At 71.5% G+C, this 17147-nt stretch carries 16 protein-coding genes; 6 read left to right on the top strand and 10 right to left on the bottom strand.

All coding sequences use genetic code 11. The features are described 5' to 3' along the window. Positions 1–113 precede the first annotated feature (113 nt). From ACIGAN_RS21220 to ACIGAN_RS21210, 3 genes are all read left to right on the top strand, one after another. On the top strand, positions 114–1115 hold the full coding sequence (locus ACIGAN_RS21220; RefSeq protein WP_365737540.1) for a TerC family protein: 1002 nt from the start codon (positions 114–116) through the stop codon (positions 1113–1115). 129 nt (positions 1116–1244) lie between these two features. Beyond that, complete coding sequence (locus ACIGAN_RS21215) at positions 1245–1547, top strand: hypothetical protein (protein ID WP_399859505.1); 303 nt, start codon at positions 1245–1247, stop codon at positions 1545–1547. 71 nt (positions 1548–1618) lie between these two features. Continuing rightward, the gene (locus ACIGAN_RS21210; RefSeq protein WP_399859502.1) at positions 1619–2719 is read left to right on the top strand and encodes a calcium:proton antiporter; all 1101 of its coding nucleotides are present in this window, start codon (positions 1619–1621) and stop codon (positions 2717–2719) included. Positions 2720–2931: 212 nt separating this feature from the next. On the opposite strand, the gene ACIGAN_RS21205 is transcribed toward ACIGAN_RS21210, so the two are convergent. Next, complete coding sequence (locus ACIGAN_RS21205; RefSeq protein ID WP_399859500.1) at positions 2932–4203, bottom strand: MFS transporter; 1272 nt, start codon at positions 4201–4203, stop codon at positions 2932–2934. Between the two features lie 102 nt (positions 4204–4305). Continuing rightward, complete coding sequence (locus tag ACIGAN_RS21200; protein ID WP_399859497.1) at positions 4306–5352, bottom strand: S66 peptidase family protein; 1047 nt, start codon at positions 5350–5352, stop codon at positions 4306–4308. 103 nt (positions 5353–5455) lie between these two features. Between ACIGAN_RS21200 and aroQ the strand changes: the two genes are divergently transcribed. Further along, positions 5456–5929: a type II 3-dehydroquinate dehydratase gene (gene aroQ, locus ACIGAN_RS21195; protein ID WP_365089457.1), complete on the top strand. Its 474-nt coding sequence runs from the start codon at positions 5456–5458 to the stop codon at positions 5927–5929. Between the two features lie 26 nt (positions 5930–5955). Here the strand turns inward: aroQ and ACIGAN_RS21190 are convergent, their stop codons facing one another. From ACIGAN_RS21190 to ACIGAN_RS21170, 5 genes are all read right to left on the bottom strand, one after another. Beyond that, on the bottom strand, positions 5956–6708 hold the full coding sequence (locus ACIGAN_RS21190) for an amino acid ABC transporter ATP-binding protein (RefSeq protein WP_365089459.1): 753 nt from the start codon (positions 6706–6708) through the stop codon (positions 5956–5958). After that, a complete protein-coding gene (locus tag ACIGAN_RS21185; protein WP_365737552.1) occupies positions 6705–7595 on the bottom strand; it encodes an amino acid ABC transporter permease in 891 nt (296 codons plus the stop codon). Before ACIGAN_RS21185 ends, ACIGAN_RS21190 begins: the two co-directional genes overlap by 4 nt. Then, positions 7592–8464 carry an ABC transporter substrate-binding protein gene (locus ACIGAN_RS21180; protein WP_399859494.1) on the bottom strand — a complete coding sequence of 291 codons (873 nt, stop codon included), beginning with the start codon at positions 8462–8464 and terminating at the stop codon, positions 7592–7594. Before ACIGAN_RS21180 ends, ACIGAN_RS21185 begins: the two co-directional genes overlap by 4 nt. A 209-nt stretch (positions 8465–8673) precedes the next feature. Continuing rightward, entirely contained in the window at positions 8674–9330 is a 657-nt protein-coding gene (locus ACIGAN_RS21175) for an MBL fold metallo-hydrolase (protein WP_365737556.1), read from the bottom strand. A 36-nt stretch (positions 9331–9366) separates the two neighbouring features. Continuing rightward, positions 9367–10056, bottom strand: a complete 690-nt coding sequence (locus ACIGAN_RS21170) for a maleylpyruvate isomerase family mycothiol-dependent enzyme (protein WP_399859491.1) — start codon at positions 10054–10056, stop codon at positions 9367–9369. Between the two features lie 222 nt (positions 10057–10278). Between ACIGAN_RS21170 and uvrA the strand changes: the two genes are divergently transcribed. Continuing rightward, the gene (uvrA, locus tag ACIGAN_RS21165) at positions 10279–13320 is read left to right on the top strand and encodes an excinuclease ABC subunit UvrA (RefSeq protein WP_399859488.1); all 3042 of its coding nucleotides are present in this window, start codon (positions 10279–10281) and stop codon (positions 13318–13320) included. A 140-nt stretch (positions 13321–13460) separates the two neighbouring features. On the opposite strand, the gene ACIGAN_RS21160 is transcribed toward uvrA, so the two are convergent. Beyond that, on the bottom strand, positions 13461–14012 hold the full coding sequence (locus ACIGAN_RS21160) for a YceI family protein (RefSeq protein WP_399859486.1): 552 nt from the start codon (positions 14010–14012) through the stop codon (positions 13461–13463). A 102-nt stretch (positions 14013–14114) separates the two neighbouring features. Here ACIGAN_RS21160 and ACIGAN_RS21155 point away from each other — a divergent pair, with 102 nt between their 5' ends. Next, the gene (locus ACIGAN_RS21155; RefSeq protein ID WP_365089472.1) at positions 14115–14978 is read left to right on the top strand and encodes a helix-turn-helix domain-containing protein; all 864 of its coding nucleotides are present in this window, start codon (positions 14115–14117) and stop codon (positions 14976–14978) included. Positions 14979–15002: 24 nt separating this feature from the next. On the opposite strand, the gene ACIGAN_RS21150 is transcribed toward ACIGAN_RS21155, so the two are convergent. Both ACIGAN_RS21150 and ACIGAN_RS21145 read right to left on the bottom strand, forming a co-directional pair. Then, positions 15003–15911 (bottom strand): carbohydrate kinase, encoded by a 909-nt coding sequence (locus ACIGAN_RS21150; RefSeq protein ID WP_399859484.1) that lies wholly within the window; start codon positions 15909–15911, stop codon positions 15003–15005. Beyond that, positions 15908–16945 carry a LacI family DNA-binding transcriptional regulator gene (locus ACIGAN_RS21145; protein ID WP_399859481.1) on the bottom strand — a complete coding sequence of 346 codons (1038 nt, stop codon included), beginning with the start codon at positions 16943–16945 and terminating at the stop codon, positions 15908–15910. The genes ACIGAN_RS21150 and ACIGAN_RS21145 overlap by 4 nt, the downstream gene beginning before the upstream one ends. Positions 16946–17147 lie beyond the last annotated feature (202 nt).

Here is a 17147-nt window from a genome sequence, read left to right as displayed (position 1 = left end):
GAACAGGTCGGTGAAGATCGGACCTGGGCCCGGGGCGTCGGCCCATCTTTGGGTGGAAGAGACCTCCGGCAGCTACGACGCTGACATTTGCCGTGACGACTGCCGGAGGCGCAGTGGATGTTTCCATGACCCTATGGGTCCTGACGATCGTGGGCCTGGCCGCCCTCATCGCGGTCGACTTCTTCATCGGCCGCAAGCCGCACGACGTGTCGATCAAGGAAGCCGGAATCTGGACGGTCGTCTGGATCGTCCTCGCCGTGCTCTTCGGCCTCGGCCTGCTGGTGTTCGCCGGCGGCCAGCCGGCCGGTGAGTTCTTCGCGGGCTTCATCACCGAGAAGTCGCTGAGTGTCGACAACCTCTTCGTCTTCGTCCTGATCATGGCGAAGTTCTCGGTCCCCACGCAGTACCAGCAGCGCGTTCTGCTGGTCGGCGTGCTCATCGCCCTGGTCCTGCGTGCGATCTTCATCGCCGCCGGCGCCGCGATCCTCGCCAGCTTCTCGTGGGTGTTCTACCTCTTCGGCGCCTTCCTCATCTGGACCGCCTGGAAGCTCATCCAGGAGGCCCGCGCGGACGAGGAGGACGAGGAGTGGGAGGAGAACAAGCTCCTCAAGGCCGCCGAGCGCCGCTTCGGCGTGGCCGACCGCTACCACGGCACCAAGCTGTGGATCCAGGAGAACGGCAAGCGGGTCATGACCCCGATGCTGGTCGTGATGCTCGCGATCGGCATGACGGACGTGCTGTTCGCCCTCGACTCCATCCCCGCGATCTTCGGCCTGACGCAGGACCCGTACATCGTCTTCACCGCCAACGCGTTCGCCCTGATGGGTCTGCGCCAGCTGTACTTCCTCATCGGTGGCCTGCTCAAGAAGCTGGTCCACCTGAGCTACGGCCTGTCGATCATCCTGGGCTTCATCGGCGTGAAGCTCGTGCTGCACGCGCTGCACGAGTCCGGGGTGCACGTCCCCGAGATCAGCATTCCGGTCTCCCTCGGTGTGATCTGCGCCGTCCTGATCGTCACCACGATCACCAGCCTGATGGCGTCCAAGAAGCAGGCGGCCGCCGAGGCGGCGCAGGGGCAGGGCGGAAGCGCCTCGAAGGACAGCATCGACGTCTGACCGCGCCGGACGCGGGAACGACCCTCACCCGGACCGGTGCTCGGCGAATTGCCGAGCACCGGTCCCGGTGCTTGCTTGGTCCTGAGCGCGTTCCCCGGCCCGGGGGCGCCGTGGCCGGCTGGAGGTGCCATGAAGTTCGTTCAGATCATCGACTTCGAGACCGAGCGCTTGGACGAGATGGAGCAGCTCTTCGCAGAGGCGGGGCAGCGCTTCGCCGGCCGGTCGGGCGGCCCCACCCACCGGATGCTCCTCAGAGACCGCGACAACCCGCGCCGCTACCTCGCCCTCATCGAGTTCGACTCGTACGAGGAGGCCATGCGCAACAGCGACGACCCCGAGACCAGCAGGTTGGCGGAGCAGGTGGGCGCGCTCTGTATCGGCGAACGCGTCTACACCAACTGCGACCTCGTGGACGCGCGTGAACTCACGTAGGGCGCCCCACGGGTGACGAGGCCCCGCACAACCGGCGTGCGGGGCTCCGTCACCTCTGGGACGATCGCTGCATGATCGCTCGGCGCCGGCCGCTCGTGGCACAGTGGACGACCCTGGTGCCCCTGCTCGCCGCCGTGCTGCTGGTGTTCACCTGGGGGCGCGACCTGCCCGGCCCGGTCGTCGCGCTCGTGACGCTGGTCCTCGCGGGAGCCGTCCTGGCCGCCGTGCACCACGCCGAGGTGGTGGCCCACCGGGTCGGTGAACCGTTCGGTTCCCTCGTCCTCGCCATCGCCGTCACGATCATCGAGGTCGCCCTCATCGTCACCCTGATGGCCGATGGCGGGGACAAGAGCTCGACGCTGGCCCGCGACACGGTCTTCGCGGCCGTCATGATCACCTGCAACGGCATCGTCGGACTCTGTCTCATGGTGGCCTCGCTGCGGCACGGCACGGCCGTCTTCAATCCCGAGGGCACCGGTGCCGCCCTGGCGACCGTCGCCACCCTGGCCACGCTCAGCCTGGTCCTGCCGACGTTCACCACCAGCAAGCCGGGCCCGGAGTTCTCCACGGTCCAGCTGACCTTCGCGGCGCTGTCCTCGCTGGTGCTGTACGGCCTCTTCGTCGCGACGCAGACCGTGCGGCACCGGGACTACTTCCTGCCGATCACCCGGCACGGCGAGGTGATCACCGCTGAGGAGCACGCCGAGGCGCCGACCGCCCGCACCGCCTCGATCAGCCTGGGACTGCTGGCCTTGGCGCTCATCGGCGTGGTGGGCCTGGCCAAGGGGGTGTCGCCCGCCATCGAGTCCGGGGTGGAGGCCGCCGGGCTGCACCACGCCGTGGTCGGTGTGATCATCGCGCTGCTGGTCCTCCTGCCGGAGACCATCGCGGCCCTGCGCTCCTCCCGCCGCGACCGCGTCCAGACCAGTCTGAACCTCGCCCTCGGTTCGGCGATGGCCAGCATCGGCCTGACCATCCCCGCCGTGGCCCTCGCCTCGCTCTGGCTCTCCGGACCGCTGGTCCTCGGCCTCGGCTCCACGCACATGGTGCTGCTCGCCCTGACGGTGGTGGTCGCGTCGCTGACGGTCGTACCCGGCCGGGCCACACCTCTGCAGGGCGGTGTCCACCTGGTGCTGTTCGCGGCGTATCTGGAGCTGGCGATCAATCCGTGAGCGGGCGCGGCGCGTAAACGCTTGCGCGAGCGATTGCGCAAGCGTTTACGCAGGCGGGCCGGCCGACCCGCGTTTACCCAGGCGGGCCCGGCCGGCCCGTGCATACCCACGCGGACCCGGCCGGCCGCGTTCACCCAGGCGGGCCCGGCCGGCCGCGTTCACCCACGCGGGCCCGGCCGGCCTCGCACCACCGTTCCCACGGCCACCCCGGCTCAGGCCGCCTCCGCGGCAGCCGCCCCCGCCGGCGCGGGCCTGGTCTCCGGAAGCATGGCGAAGCACGCCAGGCTGCACAGCGCGATCACCGTCAGGTACGCGGCCACCCCCCAGGGCACGCGTCCGCCCTGCTCGGCGAGGGCCGTGGCGACGATCGGGGTGAGCGCGCCCCCGAGGACCCCGCCGAGGTTGTAGCCGACGGCGGCGCCGGTGCAGCGCACGCGCGGCTCGTAGAGCTCCGGCAGGTAGGCGGCGATGACGGCGAACATCGTGATGAACGAGAGCATGGCGCCGAGGAAGCCGAGGAACATCGGCAGCGGCGCGCCGGTGGCGAGCAGCGCCACCATCGGGAACATCCACAGGGCCGCGGCCGCGCACCCGATCAGGCACAAGGGCCGCCGTCCGTAGCGGTCCCCGAGCAGCGCCACCAGGGGCGTGAGCGCGCCCTTCACGACCACCGCGCCCATGATGCAGGTCAGCATGACACTGCGGCTGACACCGAGCCGCTCCGTGCCGTAGGCGAGGGACCAGGTCGTGACGGCGTAGAAGATGGCGTAGCCGATGGCGAGGGCGCCGCCGGTCAGCAGCAGGAGGCGCCAGTGGTGGCGTACGACCTCGACGAGCGGTACGCGCGCGTGGTCGTCGAGTTCCAGGAAGCTCGGACTCTCCGGCAGCGAGGAGCGCAGCCACAGCCCCACCAGGGCCAGCACGCCCGCCGCCCAGAACGGCACCCGCCACCCCCACGCGGTGAACTGCGCCTCGGACAGGGCCGAGGACAGGCCCAGCACCACCCCGTTGGCGAGCAGGAAGCCCACTGCCGGCCCGACCTGCGGGAAGCTCGACCACAGCCCGCGCCGCCCGGCCGGCGCGTGCTCCACCGTCAGCAGCACCGCCCCGCCCCACTCCCCGCCGAGCCCCAGCCCTTGCAGGAACCGCAGCACCAGCAGCAGCAGGGGAGCGGCCACGCCGATCGTGTCGTAGGTCGGCACGCAGCCCACCGCGACCGTGGACGCGCCGGTCAGCAGCAGGGAGGCGACGAGCACCGGCCGCCGCCCGCGCCGGTCGCCGATGTGCCCGAACAGCACCGACCCGAGCGGCCGGGCCACGAAGCCCACGCCGAAGGTGGCGAAGGCGGCCAGCGTCCCGGCCACCGGCGAGAAGGTCGGGAAGAACAGCGGCCCCAGGACCAGGGCCGCCGCCGTGCCGTAGACGAAGAAGTCGTAGAACTCGATGGCCGTTCCGGCGAGTGAGGCGGCCGCGAGGCGCGGCATGGAGGGTGCCCTTACGGTGCGTACGTCGTGCATGCCGCGTCAACTACCCACGGTGACGGGCGGTTACGGGGGCGCGCGGAGGGCGCGCAGGGCTCGGAAGCCTCAGTAGCCGACCGTGATGCGCCGGGCCGGTCCGTCCACGCGCACGATGCCTCCGTACGGGATCACCACCTGCGGATCCGTGTGCCCGAAGTCCACGTCGAAGACGATCGTGGTGTCGGGCGCGTAGGTCCGCATGGCGCGCAGGACGGCCTCGCGCTGTTCGGCGGCGTAACGGGCCGCTTCCGGCAGGTTGTTGCGGCGCTCCAGGGACCAGGTCTTCGCACGGCCCATCAGCAGGGCCGGGAAGCGCTGGAGCAGCCCGCGCTCGCCCATGTTCCGGATCGTGCGGTACACCTCCGTGGCGCTCGGCATGTCCTCGGAGGTCTCCAGCAGCAGGACACCGCCGTCGTACACGGACAGGTCGTGCGAGACCTCCCGGTCGGCCATCAGCAGCCATCCGAGGATCTCCAGGCAACCGCCCCAACTGCGCCCCTCCACCACCCGGTCGGGGTTCACCCAGGTCCAGCCGGCGCCGGGACGGGTCTCCGGCTCGGCGTCGAAGGTCGCCGGGTCGGCCCAGTCGCGGTCGACGTCCCGCCACCGCTCGGCGGGCCTCACCTCGTACGGACCCGACGTGAACAGGGCCGCTCGCAGGGACTCGGCGGTCTGCGGATGCATGGCCCCGGGGCGGCCCAGCTCGCACATGACGCTGCCGCCGTGGTAGCCGACGAGGCCGCTGTTGCGCAGGAACGCGAGCAGGTTGGTGTTGTCGCTCATCCCAAAGAACGGCTTCGGGTTCGCCCGGAACACCTCACGGTCCAGATGCGGCAGCACGGTGATCTGGTCGTCCCCGCCGATCGACGCGATGACCGCCTTGATGTCCGGGTCGGCGAACGCGGCGTGGAGGTCGGCCGCCCGCTCCCGGGGCGTGGCCCCCGCCTCGCGGGTCGTCGGGTACTCGACCGGCTCCAGCCCGAACTCCTCGCGCAGCCGCTGCAGCCCCAACGCGTAGGGGAGCGGGAAGACGCCCGGCAGACCGGAGGAGGGCGAGAGCACGGCGATGCGGTCACCGGGCGACGGCTTGGGCGGGTAGACGGGGCTCCTCATGCCCGGAGGCTAAGGCCCGGCGGGCTGTCGGCGCACCGTGATAAACCGGCTGTGAGCAGCGGTCCGTCCCGGGCCGCCCGACCCCGAACGGACCGGAGGAACCGTGCCCCGCACCCTGGCCCACGCCCCGATCATGATCCTCAACGGCCCCAACCTGAACCTGCTCGGCCAGCGCCAGCCGGAGATCTACGGCTCCGACACCCTCGCCGACGTCGAGGCCCTGTGCGCCAAGGCGGCGGCCGCGCACGGCGGCACGGTGGACCTGAGGCAGTCCAACCACGAGGGCGAGCTGGTGGACTGGATCCACGAGGCCAGGCTGAACCACTGCGGGATCGTGATCAACCCGGGCGCCTACTCGCACACCTCGGTCGCCCTCCTGGACGCCCTCAACGCCTGTGACGGCATGCCCGTGATCGAGGTCCACATCTCCAACATCCACCGGCGCGAGTCGTTCCGCCACCACTCCTACGTCTCGCTGCGCGCCGACGGCGTCATCGCCGGATGCGGAGTCCAGGGATACGTGTTCGGCGTGGAGCGCGTCGCGGCACTGGCCGGGGCGGGCCGGGCCGAGGCGTAAGGACCGGCCTCCTGGACGCGCGGTCCTTACAACCGACCCGATTCCACGATCCGCCGCAGGAACTGCCGGGTGCGTTCCTGCCGGGGCGCTTCGAAGACCTGCTCGGCGGTGCCGCGTTCCAGCACCACACCACCCTCCAGGAAGCACACCTGGTCGGCGACCTCCCGGGCGAAGCCCATCTCGTGCGTGGCCAGCACCATGGTCATGCCCTCGTCCTTCAGACCCCGCACGACGGTGAGCACCTCGCCCACCAGCTCGGGGTCGAGGGCAGCGGTGATCTCGTCGAGGAGCAGCAGCCGGGGGCGTACGGCCAGGGCGCGCACGATCGCCACGCGCTGCTGCTGGCCACCGCTCAGCCGGTCCGGGTACTCGCCCGCCTTCCCGCCCAGCCCCAACCGCTCCAGCAGCTCACGCGCGTGTGCCTCGGCCTCGGCGCGAGACGCCCCGTGCACCCGGCGGGGAGCGAGCGTGATGTTCTCCAGGACGGTCATGTGCGGAAACAGGTTGTACGCCTGGAAGACCACGCCGATCCGGCGGCGGACGGCGTCCTGGTCGGCGCGCGGATCGGTGATCTCCTCGCCGTCCAGCCAGATCGCCCCGTCGTCGATCTCCTCCAGCAGGTTGGCGCACCGCAGCAGCGTGGACTTGCCGGAGCCGGAGGCGCCGATCAGCGCGGTCACCGTGTGCGGGGCGACCTCCAGGTCGACGTCCCGCAGGACGACCGAACCGCCGAAGCTCTTGCGGACCGACTCCATCCGCAGCACGGGCGTTCCGCTCATGCGACTCCTCCCTGCGCCCGCCGGCGGTCCATGCGCGCCGTCACCCAGTCCGTGAAGCGGGTCATGGGAATGGTCAGCGCGACGAAGACCAGGCCGGCGACGATGTACGGCGTGTAATTGAGGCTGCGCCCGACGATGATGTCGGCGGCCCGCACCGCGTCCACCGCCCCGCCGATCGAGACCAGCCCGGTGTCCTTCTGCAGCGACACCAGGTCGTTGAGCAGCGGCGGCACCTGGCGGCGCACCGCCTGCGGCAGCACCACGTACCGCAGCGCCTGCCGGTTGCTGAGCCCGAGCGAACGGGCCGCGGCGCGCTGCGAGGGGTGCACGGACTCGATGCCGGCCCGGAACACCTCGGCGACGTACGCCGAGTAGGTCAGCGTGAGCGCGGTCCCGCCGAGCACCACCGGGTCGACGGTCACCCCCTGGAGCCGCAGCGCCGGGACGCCGAGGACGACGATCATCAGGTTGATGATGAGCGGCAGCCCCCGGAAGAAGTCGGTGTACGCGGCGGCCAGGAACCGCAGCGGGAAGAACACCGGGCCGCGCAGCGTGCGGGCGACGGCGATCAGCATGCCGAGGACGAGCACCGCGGCCCCGCAGACCAGCAGCAGCCGGACGTTCAGCCACAGCCCTTCGAGGACCTTCGGGAACGCCTCGCGCGCGTACCCCCGGTCGAAGAAGGTCTCCCTGGTGCGCGGCCAGCCGGGCGCGTTGACGACGACCAGGTAGAGGACGGCCCCGGTGACCAGGGTCGACACCGCGCCGATGGCCGTGGCACGCCGGGCACGGCGGCGCCGGTGACGCTCACGCTCCAGACGCCGTGCGGAGGGGACATAACCGTCGTGCGCGGAGCCCGCGCTGAACTCCTTTTCGTGCACCGTCACTTGAGCACCGGCGCGTCGACGGCGTCCGACAGCCACTGCTTCTCGATGCTCCCGAGCGTGCCGTCCTCGCGCAGCGCGTCCACGGCCCGCGAGACGCAGGAGGTGAGCGCGCTGCCCTTGTCGAGCACCAGACCGAACTGCTCCGGCGTGCCGCCCCGGTGCTCGAACTGGCCGACGATCTTCGCGTCCGTCACCTCGGCCCCGGTGATGTAGAAGGCGGTCGGCAGGTCCACGACGATCGCGTCGACCTGGCCGTTCTTCAGGGCGGACTTGGCCTGGTCGTTCTTGGCGTACGCGGCGGGCGCCCGCGTGGGCCGCACCACGTCGTTGATGTAGTCGAGGCTGGTGGTCCCGACCTGGGCGCCCAGCTTCACGTCCTTCAGGTCGGCGACGCTCTTCGCCTTCGCCGCCCGGGAGTTCTTCAGCGCGACGACGGCCTGGCGCACGTCGTAGTAGCCGGACGAGAAGTCCACGGCCTTCTTGCGCTCGTCGCTGACGGACACCTGGTTGATGTCGAAGTCGAAGGTCTTCTCGCCGGGCGCGAAGGCCTTGTTAAAGGGCACGGTCTGCCAGACGACTTTGTCCTTGCCGTAGCCGAGACGCTCGGCCACGGCGTAGGCCACCGCCGACTCGAAGCCCTTGCCGTTGGCCGGATCGTCGTCCTTGAACCAGGGCTCGTAGGCGGGCTCGTCGGTCGCGATCGTGAGCTTGCCCGGGGTCTCGGTGGCCAGCTTGCCTTGGGCGCAGGCGCTGGAGGCCGACGCCGACGGCTTGCCGGAGCTCTCCGGCTGCGGAGCGCAGCTCACGGCGGCGGCTAGGAGAACGACGGAGGCGGCGGTGCGGCGCAGGGCTCGCTGGGCAGGGCGCATGGCGGGAGATTGACAGCCGACGGTCCCGTTTGTCGAGGTCACGGCAACAAGTGTCCGGATAGTGGGAACGGGTGTTGCGGCTGTGTGAACTGCTTCCGCGCACGCCGTGTTCGGCGGTCGCGCGCGCTCACCCCCCGCGGCCGGTCACCCCCCGAGCGCTCACCCGCCGTGCGCCCGTCACCACCCGGGCGCGTCACCACCCGCGCCCGTCACCACCCGCGCGCGTGCCACTCCGGCAGGTGCGGGCGCTCCGCGCCCAGGGTCGTGTCGTTGCCGTGCCCGGGGTAGACCCACGTCTCGTCCGGGAGGACGTCGAAGATCTTGGTCTCGACGTCGTGGATGAGGCTGGCGAACGCCTCGGGATCGTCATGGGTGTTGCCCACACCGCCGGGGAACAGGCAGTCCCCGGTGAACACATGGGGATGCCCGTGCGGGTCGTCGTAGACCAGGACGATCGAGCCCGGGGTGTGCCCGACCAGGTGGCGCGCGGTGAGTTCCACCTGCCCCACCCGGATCGTGTCGCCGTCGTCGAGGGGCACGTCGGTCCGTACGGGGATGCCGTCGGCGTCGTCCCGGCCCGCGTACGTGCGGGCGCCGGTGGCCGCCACGACCTCGGCGAGCGCCTGCCAGTGGTCGCCGTGCCGGTGGGTCGTGACGACCGACGCGATCCCGTCGTCGCCGATCATGCCGAGCAGCGTGCCCGCCTCGCTGGCGGCGTCGATCAGCAGCTGCTCGTCCGTGGCCCGGCAGCGCAGCAGATAGGCGTTGTTGTTCATCGGACCCACCGCGATCTTCGTGATCATCAGGTCCTTGAGCTCGTGCACGTCGGCAGGCCCGCCGACCGTCACCTGTCCGCTGTACGTCATGCCCGCCAGCCTATAGCGGGGGAGGGGGCCCGGGTCCTACAACGGGGGCAGCGCCGGGAGGGGACCGCCGTCCACCGTCAGCGCGGCTCCGTCGCGGCGTCCCGCGAGCCACCCCAGGAGGTCCGCCGGCGAACCCGTGACGGTCACCTCGGGTCCATCGTCCGCCCGGCGTCCCGTGCTCCACGCGCGCGTGCCGTCCGTCACACGGGTGGACGGCACGTCGGGATGCCCGGCGAACCGGTCCGCGAGGAAGTCGATCTCCCGCTGGGTGAACTCCGCCGGCAGGTCCTCCAGCTCGTATCCGATGCCCAGGTCCACGTGGTGCAGCTCCACCTCCACCCATCGCCGGAACGGCACCCGGGCCGCGGTGTCCTTCACCCCGTTGCGCAGCTCCACCGTGCGCGACCAGTCCGCCGGAGCCTCTCCGGCCTCCTGGAAGCGGGCCGCGCTCTCCCGCAGGTCGGTGAGCTGGACATCCAGGGCGCGCGGGGCGTCCCGCTCGATGTCGGCGTCCCGGGCCTCGGCGGAGACGTACATGGGGCGGCCCTCCAGGACGTTCACGAGGGCGTCCGCGTTCCGGGCGAGGTGGGCCAGGACGTGGCCCCGGGTCCAGCCGGGCAGCCGTGACGGCTGCGTCACAGCGGCGTTGTCCAGGGTGCCGACTGCGGTCAGCAGCCGCTCGGTCGCGTCACGTACAGACGCCAGGTCATGAGCGTGATCAATCATGGTGCTGACCCTAGCCTCGCCACTCCTTCGGGTGAAGGTGGTGAAGGAGTGCCGTAATTCGAAAGCACGTGCTATATGGTCGGACGTGGCGTCGGGCATGCTGGAGAGCCGGGGTTTGTTGGCAACCCGTGAATCCGACCGGCGTTGTCAGTGGCTCCCCCTAGTCTGGGAAAGACGGGGGCCCCGCCCCTGTCACTTCTCTCAAGAAAGGTGCGGACCGGCGTGGCCGACCGTCTCATCGTTCGTGGAGCGCGCGAGCACAACCTGAAGAACGTCTCGCTCGACCTCCCGCGCGACTCGCTCATCGTCTTCACGGGCCTGTCGGGGTCGGGCAAGTCCTCGCTGGCCTTCGACACCATCTTCGCCGAGGGGCAGCGGCGCTACGTCGAGTCCCTCTCCTCCTACGCCCGGCAGTTCCTCGGCCAGATGGACAAGCCGGACGTCGACTTCATCGAGGGCCTCTCCCCGGCCGTCTCGATCGACCAGAAATCGACCTCGCGCAACCCGCGCTCCACGGTCGGCACGATCACCGAGGTCTACGACTACCTGCGCCTGCTCTTCGCGCGCATCGGCAAGCCCCACTGTCCCGAGTGCCACCGCCCGATCTCGCGCCAGTCCCCGCAGGCGATCGTCGACCGGGTCCTGGAGCTGCCCGAGGGCAGCCGCTTCCAGGTGCTGTCGCCGCTGGTGCGCGAGCGCAAGGGCGAGTTCGTCGACCTCTTCGCCGACCTGCAGACCAAGGGCTACTCCCGCGCTCGGGTCGACGGCGAGACGGTCCAGCTGTCGAACCCGCCGACGCTGAAGAAGCAGGAGAAGCACACCATCGAGGTGGTCGTCGACCGCCTCACGGTCAAGGACGGTGCCAAGCGCCGCCTCACCGACTCCGTCGAGACCGCCCTCGGCCTGTCCGGCGGCATGGTCGTGCTCGACTTCGTCGACCTCCCCGAGGACGACCCCGAGCGCGAGCGCATGTTCTCGGAGCACCTGTACTGCCCGTACGACGACCTGTCCTTCGAGGAACTGGAGCCGCGCTCCTTCTCCTTCAACTCGCCCTTCGGCGCCTGCCCGGACTGCACCGGCATCGGCACGCGCATGGAGGTCGACCCGGAGCTGATCGTCCCGGACCCGGACAAGAGCCTCGACGAGGGCGCCATCCACCCCTGGTCGCACGGCCACACCAAGGACTACTTCGGCCGCCTGATCGGCGCCCTCGCGGACGCGCTGGGCTTCCGTACGGACATCCCCTTCGCCGGGCTGCCGCAGCGCGCCAAGAAGGCCCTGCTGCACGGCCACAAGACCCAGGTCGAGGTCCGCTACCGCAACCGCTACGGACGCGAGCGCCGTTACACCACGGCCTTCGAGGGCGCCGTCCCCTTCGTCAAGCGCCGGCACAGCGAGGCCGAGAGCGACTCCAGCCGCGAGCGCTTCGAGGGCTACATGCGCGAAGTCCCCTGCCCCACCTGTGAGGGCACGCGACTGAAGCCGATCGTCCTCGCGGTCACGATCATGGGCAAGTCCATCGCCGAGGTCTCCGCCATGTCGATCAGCGACTGCGCGGACTTCCTGGGCGAGCTGAAGCTCACCGCCCGCGACAAGAAGATCGCCGAGCGCGTGCTGAAGGAGGTCAACGAGCGGCTGCGGTTCCTGGTCGACGTCGGCCTGGACTACCTCTCCCTCAACCGCGCGGCCGGCACGCTCTCCGGCGGCGAGGCCCAGCGCATCCGGCTGGCCACCCAGATCGGCTCCGGCCTGGTCGGCGTGCTGTACGTCCTGGACGAGCCGTCCATCGGCCTGCACCAGCGCGACAACCACCGGCTGATCGAGACCCTGGTCCGGCTGCGCGACATGGGCAACACGCTCATCGTCGTGGAGCACGACGAGGACACGATCAAGATGGCCGACTGGGTCGTCGACATCGGCCCCGGCGCCGGTGAGCACGGCGGCAAGGTCGTGCACAGCGGCTCCCTGAAGGAGCTCCTCGCCAACGAGGAGTCGCAGACCGGGCAGTACCTGTCCGGCAGGAAGGCCATCCCGCTGCCCGACGTCCGGCGCCCGCTGGACCCGTCCCGGCAGCTCACGGTCCACGGCGCCCGGGAGAACAACCTCCAGGACATCGACGTGTCCTTCCCGCTGGGCGTGTTCACGGCGGTCACCGGCGTCTCCGGCTCCGGCAAGTCGACCCTGGTCAACGACATCCTGTACACGCACCTGGCCCGCGAGCTGAACGGCGCGAGGAGCGTGCCCGGGCGGCACACGCGCGTGGAGGGCGACGACCTCGTCGACAAGGTCGTCCACGTCGACCAGTCGCCCATCGGCCGCACCCCGCGCTCCAACCCGGCCACCTACACGGGCGTCTTCGACCACATCCGCAAGCTGTTCGCCGAGACCACCGAGGCGAAGGTCCGCGGCTACATGCCCGGCCGCTTCTCCTTCAACGTCAAGGGCGGCCGCTGCGAGAACTGCGCCGGCGACGGCACCATCAAGATCGAGATGAACTTCCTCCCGGACGTCTACGTCCCGTGCGAGGTCTGCCATGGCGCCCGGTACAACCGGGAGACCCTGGAGGTCCACTACAAGGGCAAGTCCATCGCCGAGGTCCTGAACATGCCGATCGAGGGGGCCACCGAGTTCTTCGAGGCCGTCCCCGCCATCGCCCGGCACCTCAACACGCTCAAGGACGTCGGCCTCGGCTACGTCCGCCTCGGCCAGGCCGCGACGACCCTGTCCGGCGGCGAGGCGCAGCGCGTGAAGCTCGCCAGCGAACTGCAGAAGCGCTCCACCGGCCGCACGGTCTACGTCCTGGACGAGCCGACGACCGGTCTGCACTTCGAGGACATCAGCAAGCTGCTGACGGTCCTGTCCGGCCTGGTCGACAAGGGCAACACGGTCATCGTCATCGAGCACAACCTCGACGTGATCAAGACTGCCGACTGGATCATCGACATGGGTCCCGAGGGCGGCGCCGGCGGCGGTCTGGTCGTCGCCGAGGGCACGCCCGAGGAGGTCGCCGCCGTCCCGGCCAGCCACACCGGCAAGTTCCTGCGGGAGATCCTCGGCGCCGACCGCATCAGCGACGCCTCCTCGGTCCGGGCACCGCGCCGGGCGGCGAAGAAGAGCGTCCCGGCCCAGGCCACGGCCAAGAAGACCGCCACCAAGCGGGTCGCCGGCACCGCCACCAAGAAGGCGGCCGCCCAGACCGCCACCACCGCCAGGACCACGAAGGCGACGACCGCGAAGAAGACCACGCGGACGACCAAGGGCTGACGGACGACCAAGGCCTGACGGGTGACCGAGAGCCGAGGGGCGGCAAGGGCTGACGGCTGCCAGGAGCCGACGGTGCACGACGGACGCGCCGTGCCCCGCGGGTGACCCCCGCGGTGCACGGCGCGTCGGTGTGCCGGGGGTCAGTCGCCCTTCGGCTCCACGAACTGCATGTCGAGCTGGATCTTCACCACCTCGCCGAGCAGCCCCGGGGCGAAGTCCAGCCCGAACTCGCTGCGCCGGATCTCGCCCGTCGCCTCGAACCCGGCATGCCGGCTGCCGTCCATCGGCACGTCGACCAGCCCGCCGAACTCCACGGCGAGCGTCACCGGGCGGGTCACGCCGCCGATCGTCAGCTCGCCGTCCATCGTCCAGTCCTCGCCCGCACCCGACACCCGGGTCGAGCGGTACGTCATCGTCGGGCGCTTCGCGACGTCGAGCAGGTCGGAGGCGCGCACATGGGCGTCCCGGTCGGCGTTGCCCGTGTCGATCGAGGCCAGATCGACGGTGGCGGAGACCCGCACGTCCTCGATCCGCTCCCCGACGAACAGATCGGCCTCCAGCCGCTCGAAACGGCCCCGCACCTTGGCGATGCCCAGATGGCGGATGGTGAAGTTCACGGAGGAGTGGAACGGGTCCAGGGCCCAGAGCCCCGGGGCCAGCGGCAGGGTGGTGGTGGCGGTCTCATTCGTCATGCCCTCCACCCTGCGGCCCGCGCGGCCCGCCAGGGAGACCGGCCCGAGGCTGGTAGTGACAGGGCCATCCTCGGCGCCCGCCCGGAGGGTACGTTCGGACGGGTGAGCGACAACGAGTTGGGCACCTATCTGCGCACCTGGCGCGAAGCCGTCACCCCCGCCGAGGCCGGGCTCCCCACAGGCCCGCGGCGCCGCACCCCGGGCCTGCGGCGCGCCGAGCTGGCCATGCTCGCCGACATCAGCGTCGAGTACCTCACCCGCCTGGAACAGGGCCGCGACCGCAACCCGTCCGCCCAGGTGCTCGGCGCCCTCGCCGACGCCCTGAACCTCTCCCTGGCCGACCGGATGCTGCTGCGCCGCCTGACCAAGGAGGCCGACGGCGGCGACCCCCTGGTCTGCGCGGCCGCCCCGGACCTCAGCCGCACGGCCCGCCCCACCGTCCGGGCCGTCCTGGACCGCCTGGAGCCCGCCCCGGCGCTGGTGGTCAACTCGATCGGCGACGTCCTCGCCCACACCGCCGGCTACGAACGGCTGGTCGGCCCCCTCGGCCTGCTCGACGGCGAGCCGCCCAACCTGGTGCGGTACCACTTCACCGACGAGCGGGCCCGCAGCGCGTACCGGGACTGGGACCGGGTGGCCGACGACCTCGTCGCCCGGCTGCGGCACGGCGTCCCCCTCAGGGACCCCCACCTCGCCGAGCTGGCCGACGAACTGACCGTGACGGCCGGGGCGGACTTCGCCGACCGGTTCGCCGACCTGACCATGACACCGCGGCCGACCGGCTCGCAGCACCTCGACCACCCGGAGGCCGGCTCCCTGCGGCTGCTGCACGAGACGCTCGTGCTTCTCGACGAGGGACAGCGCGTCATCATCCACCTGCCCGCCGACGACGCCACGGCCGCGGCCCTGGACCGCCTCGACGGCCGCCGCCCCGGCGCGCTGCGGGCGGTGGGGGAGACGGCCTGAGCGACCGGCCCGGCCCGGGGCCCGTCAGCCCGCCAGCTCGTGCGCGTAGGGCGGCTCCGCGCCCGCGCGCGAGCACGTCACGGCCGCCGCCCGCGCCGCGAAGCCCAGCAGCTCCGACCAGCCGTCCGGTCCCAGTGCGGTCAGGGCCGGCCCGCTGAGCGCGTCACGCACCGCGAGTCCGTGCAGCAGGGCCGCGTTCACCGTGTCGCCCGCACCGATCGTGTCCACGACCTCCACCCGCTCGCCGGGCACGGAGTACGTGCCGCCGTCGGCGGTGAACGCGGTCAGCCCCTCCCCGCCCCGGGTGACCACGACCGCCGCCGGACCGGCCGCGAGCCACTCCTGGGGGGTGCCGCCGAGCCACCGGGCGTCCTCCTCGGACAGCTTCAGCAGTGTCACCGCGGGCAGCCAGCTCTTGAACCGTGCCCGGTAGGCGTCCGCGTCCGGGATCAGCCCGGCCCGGATGTTCGGGTCGAGCGCGGTGAAGACGCCCCGGGCGGCCGCCGCCCGCATCAGCTCCTCGTACGCGCTCGCCCCCGGCTCCAGCACCAGCGAGCAGGTGCCGAAGGAGATCGCGCGGGTGCCGTCCGGCAGCGCGGCGGGCGCCGTGAACAGCCGGTCCGCCGTCCCGTCGACGTAGAACGAGTACGCCGCCGAGCCGTCCGCGCCGACCGTGGCGACGGCCAGGGTCGTGGGCTCGGTGCCGCGCTGCACCGCCGACACGTCCACCCCGGTCTCGCGCAGCCGGTCCAGCAGGGCCTGCCCGAACGCGTCGGACGAGACCCGGGAGCAGAAGGCGGCGGGGGAGCCGAGGCGGCCCAGGGCCACCGCCGTGTTGTAGGGGCCGCCGCCGAGCGCCGGCTGCAGCGCCGCGAGGGCACCCGTGCCCTGCGGTACCAGGTCGATCAATGCCTCACCGGCGACGACGATCACGACGGGGTTCCTTCCTCGGACGGGCAGCCGCACGACGTGCGGTGGACGAAGGTGCAGGGAAGTCGCAGGGTCCGGGCGGGCCGGTCCGGCTCGGCGAGCCGCTCCAGGAGCACGCCCACCGCCCGGGCGCCGATGTCCCTGCTGGGCTGGGCGATCGCGGTGAGCCGGGGCGAGAACAGATCCGCCCAGGCGAAGTCGTCGAAGCAGCACAGCGCGATGTCGTCCGGCACGGACAGACCGTGGGCGCGCAGGGCGCGCAGCGCGCCGATGGTCATGGCGTTGTTGCCGGTGACCAGTGCGGTGGGCGGCACGGCGAGCGACAGCAGGGCGGCCACGGCCTCCTCGGCACCGGCCGACGCCGAGTCGCCGTGCACGAGGAGCCGTTCGTCGTAGGGCAGCCCCGCGAAGGCGAGGCCGGTGCGGTAGCCCATGATCCGCTCGGTCGTGGTGCTGAGCCCCGGCAGCCCCGCCACCATCCCGATCCGCCGGTGCCCGAGTCCGGCGAGATGGCCGACGAGCCGGGACGTGGGTTCGGCACTGTCCGCGCACACCTGGTCGAACCGCGGGGGGCCGTCCGCCTCCGGGGCGTCCACCAGCCGGTCGAGGAACACGGCCGGCACGTCGTGCCGCTCCAGGTAGGCGAGCAGCCCGCGCGGATCGGCGGAGGGCGCGACGATCATGCCGTCCACCCGGCGCTCGTGCAGCAGCCGCACCACCGTGCGCTCGTGCTCGGGGTCGTCGTGCGGATCGGCGATCAGCAGGCTGTAACCGGCCTCCAGAGCGGCGGCCTCGACGCCCTGGAGGATCTCCGTGAAGTACGGGTTGCTGATCGCCGACACCGCCAGTCCGATGGACCGGGTGCGGGACGTCACCAGGGCCCGGGCCAGCGTGTTCGTGGTGTAGCCGAGCTCCTCGACGGCGTCCAGGACCGCCTGGCGGGTGTGCGGCAGCACCGGCCGGGTGCCGTTCAGCACGTGCGAGACGGTCGCCACGGAGACGCCGGCGCTCCGCGCCACGTCGGCCATCGTCGCCATGCCCTCGCCTCCTCCGTCGGGTCCCGGCGGGGAACGTACCGCATCCGGCGGCTGACGTAAACGCTTGCGCAAGCGTTTACGTCAGCCACCGAGCGTCGCGTGCGCCTCCGCATGCGCTCATTCGCGGGGCTCCTACAGGCACGAAGGGAGCCGGCAAGCCCGCCGGACAGCCGGCGGACAGCCCGCCGGACAACCCCGCCGG

This window comes from Streptomyces sp. NPDC085931, assembly GCF_044540565.1.
Taxonomy (GTDB): domain Bacteria; phylum Actinomycetota; class Actinomycetes; order Streptomycetales; family Streptomycetaceae; genus Streptomyces.
Note: the sequence above shows the minus strand (reverse complement) of the source record. Positions and strands in the feature narration are given on the sequence as shown.

Coding starts and splice junctions, on each gene's coding strand:
- ACIGAN_RS21215 (WP_399859505.1), top strand. CDS start 1,245: ATGAAGTTCGTTCAGATCATCGACTTCGAGACCGAGCGCTTGGACGAG.
- ACIGAN_RS21210 (WP_399859502.1), top strand. CDS start 1,619: ATGATCGCTCGGCGCCGGCCGCTCGTGGCACAGTGGACGACCCTGGTG.
- ACIGAN_RS21205 (WP_399859500.1), bottom strand. CDS start 4,203: ATGCCGCGCCTCGCGGCCGCCTCACTCGCCGGAACGGCCATCGAGTTC.
- ACIGAN_RS21200 (WP_399859497.1), bottom strand. CDS start 5,352: ATGAGGAGCCCCGTCTACCCGCCCAAGCCGTCGCCCGGTGACCGCATC.
- ACIGAN_RS21190 (WP_365089459.1), bottom strand. CDS start 6,708: ATGAGCGGAACGCCCGTGCTGCGGATGGAGTCGGTCCGCAAGAGCTTC.
- ACIGAN_RS21180 (WP_399859494.1), bottom strand. CDS start 8,464: ATGCGCCCTGCCCAGCGAGCCCTGCGCCGCACCGCCGCCTCCGTCGTT.
- ACIGAN_RS21175 (WP_365737556.1), bottom strand. CDS start 9,330: ATGACGTACAGCGGACAGGTGACGGTCGGCGGGCCTGCCGACGTGCAC.
- ACIGAN_RS21170 (WP_399859491.1), bottom strand. CDS start 10,056: ATGATTGATCACGCTCATGACCTGGCGTCTGTACGTGACGCGACCGAG.
- ACIGAN_RS21160 (WP_399859486.1), bottom strand. CDS start 14,012: ATGACGAATGAGACCGCCACCACCACCCTGCCGCTGGCCCCGGGGCTC.
- ACIGAN_RS21145 (WP_399859481.1), bottom strand. CDS start 16,945: ATGGCGACGATGGCCGACGTGGCGCGGAGCGCCGGCGTCTCCGTGGCG.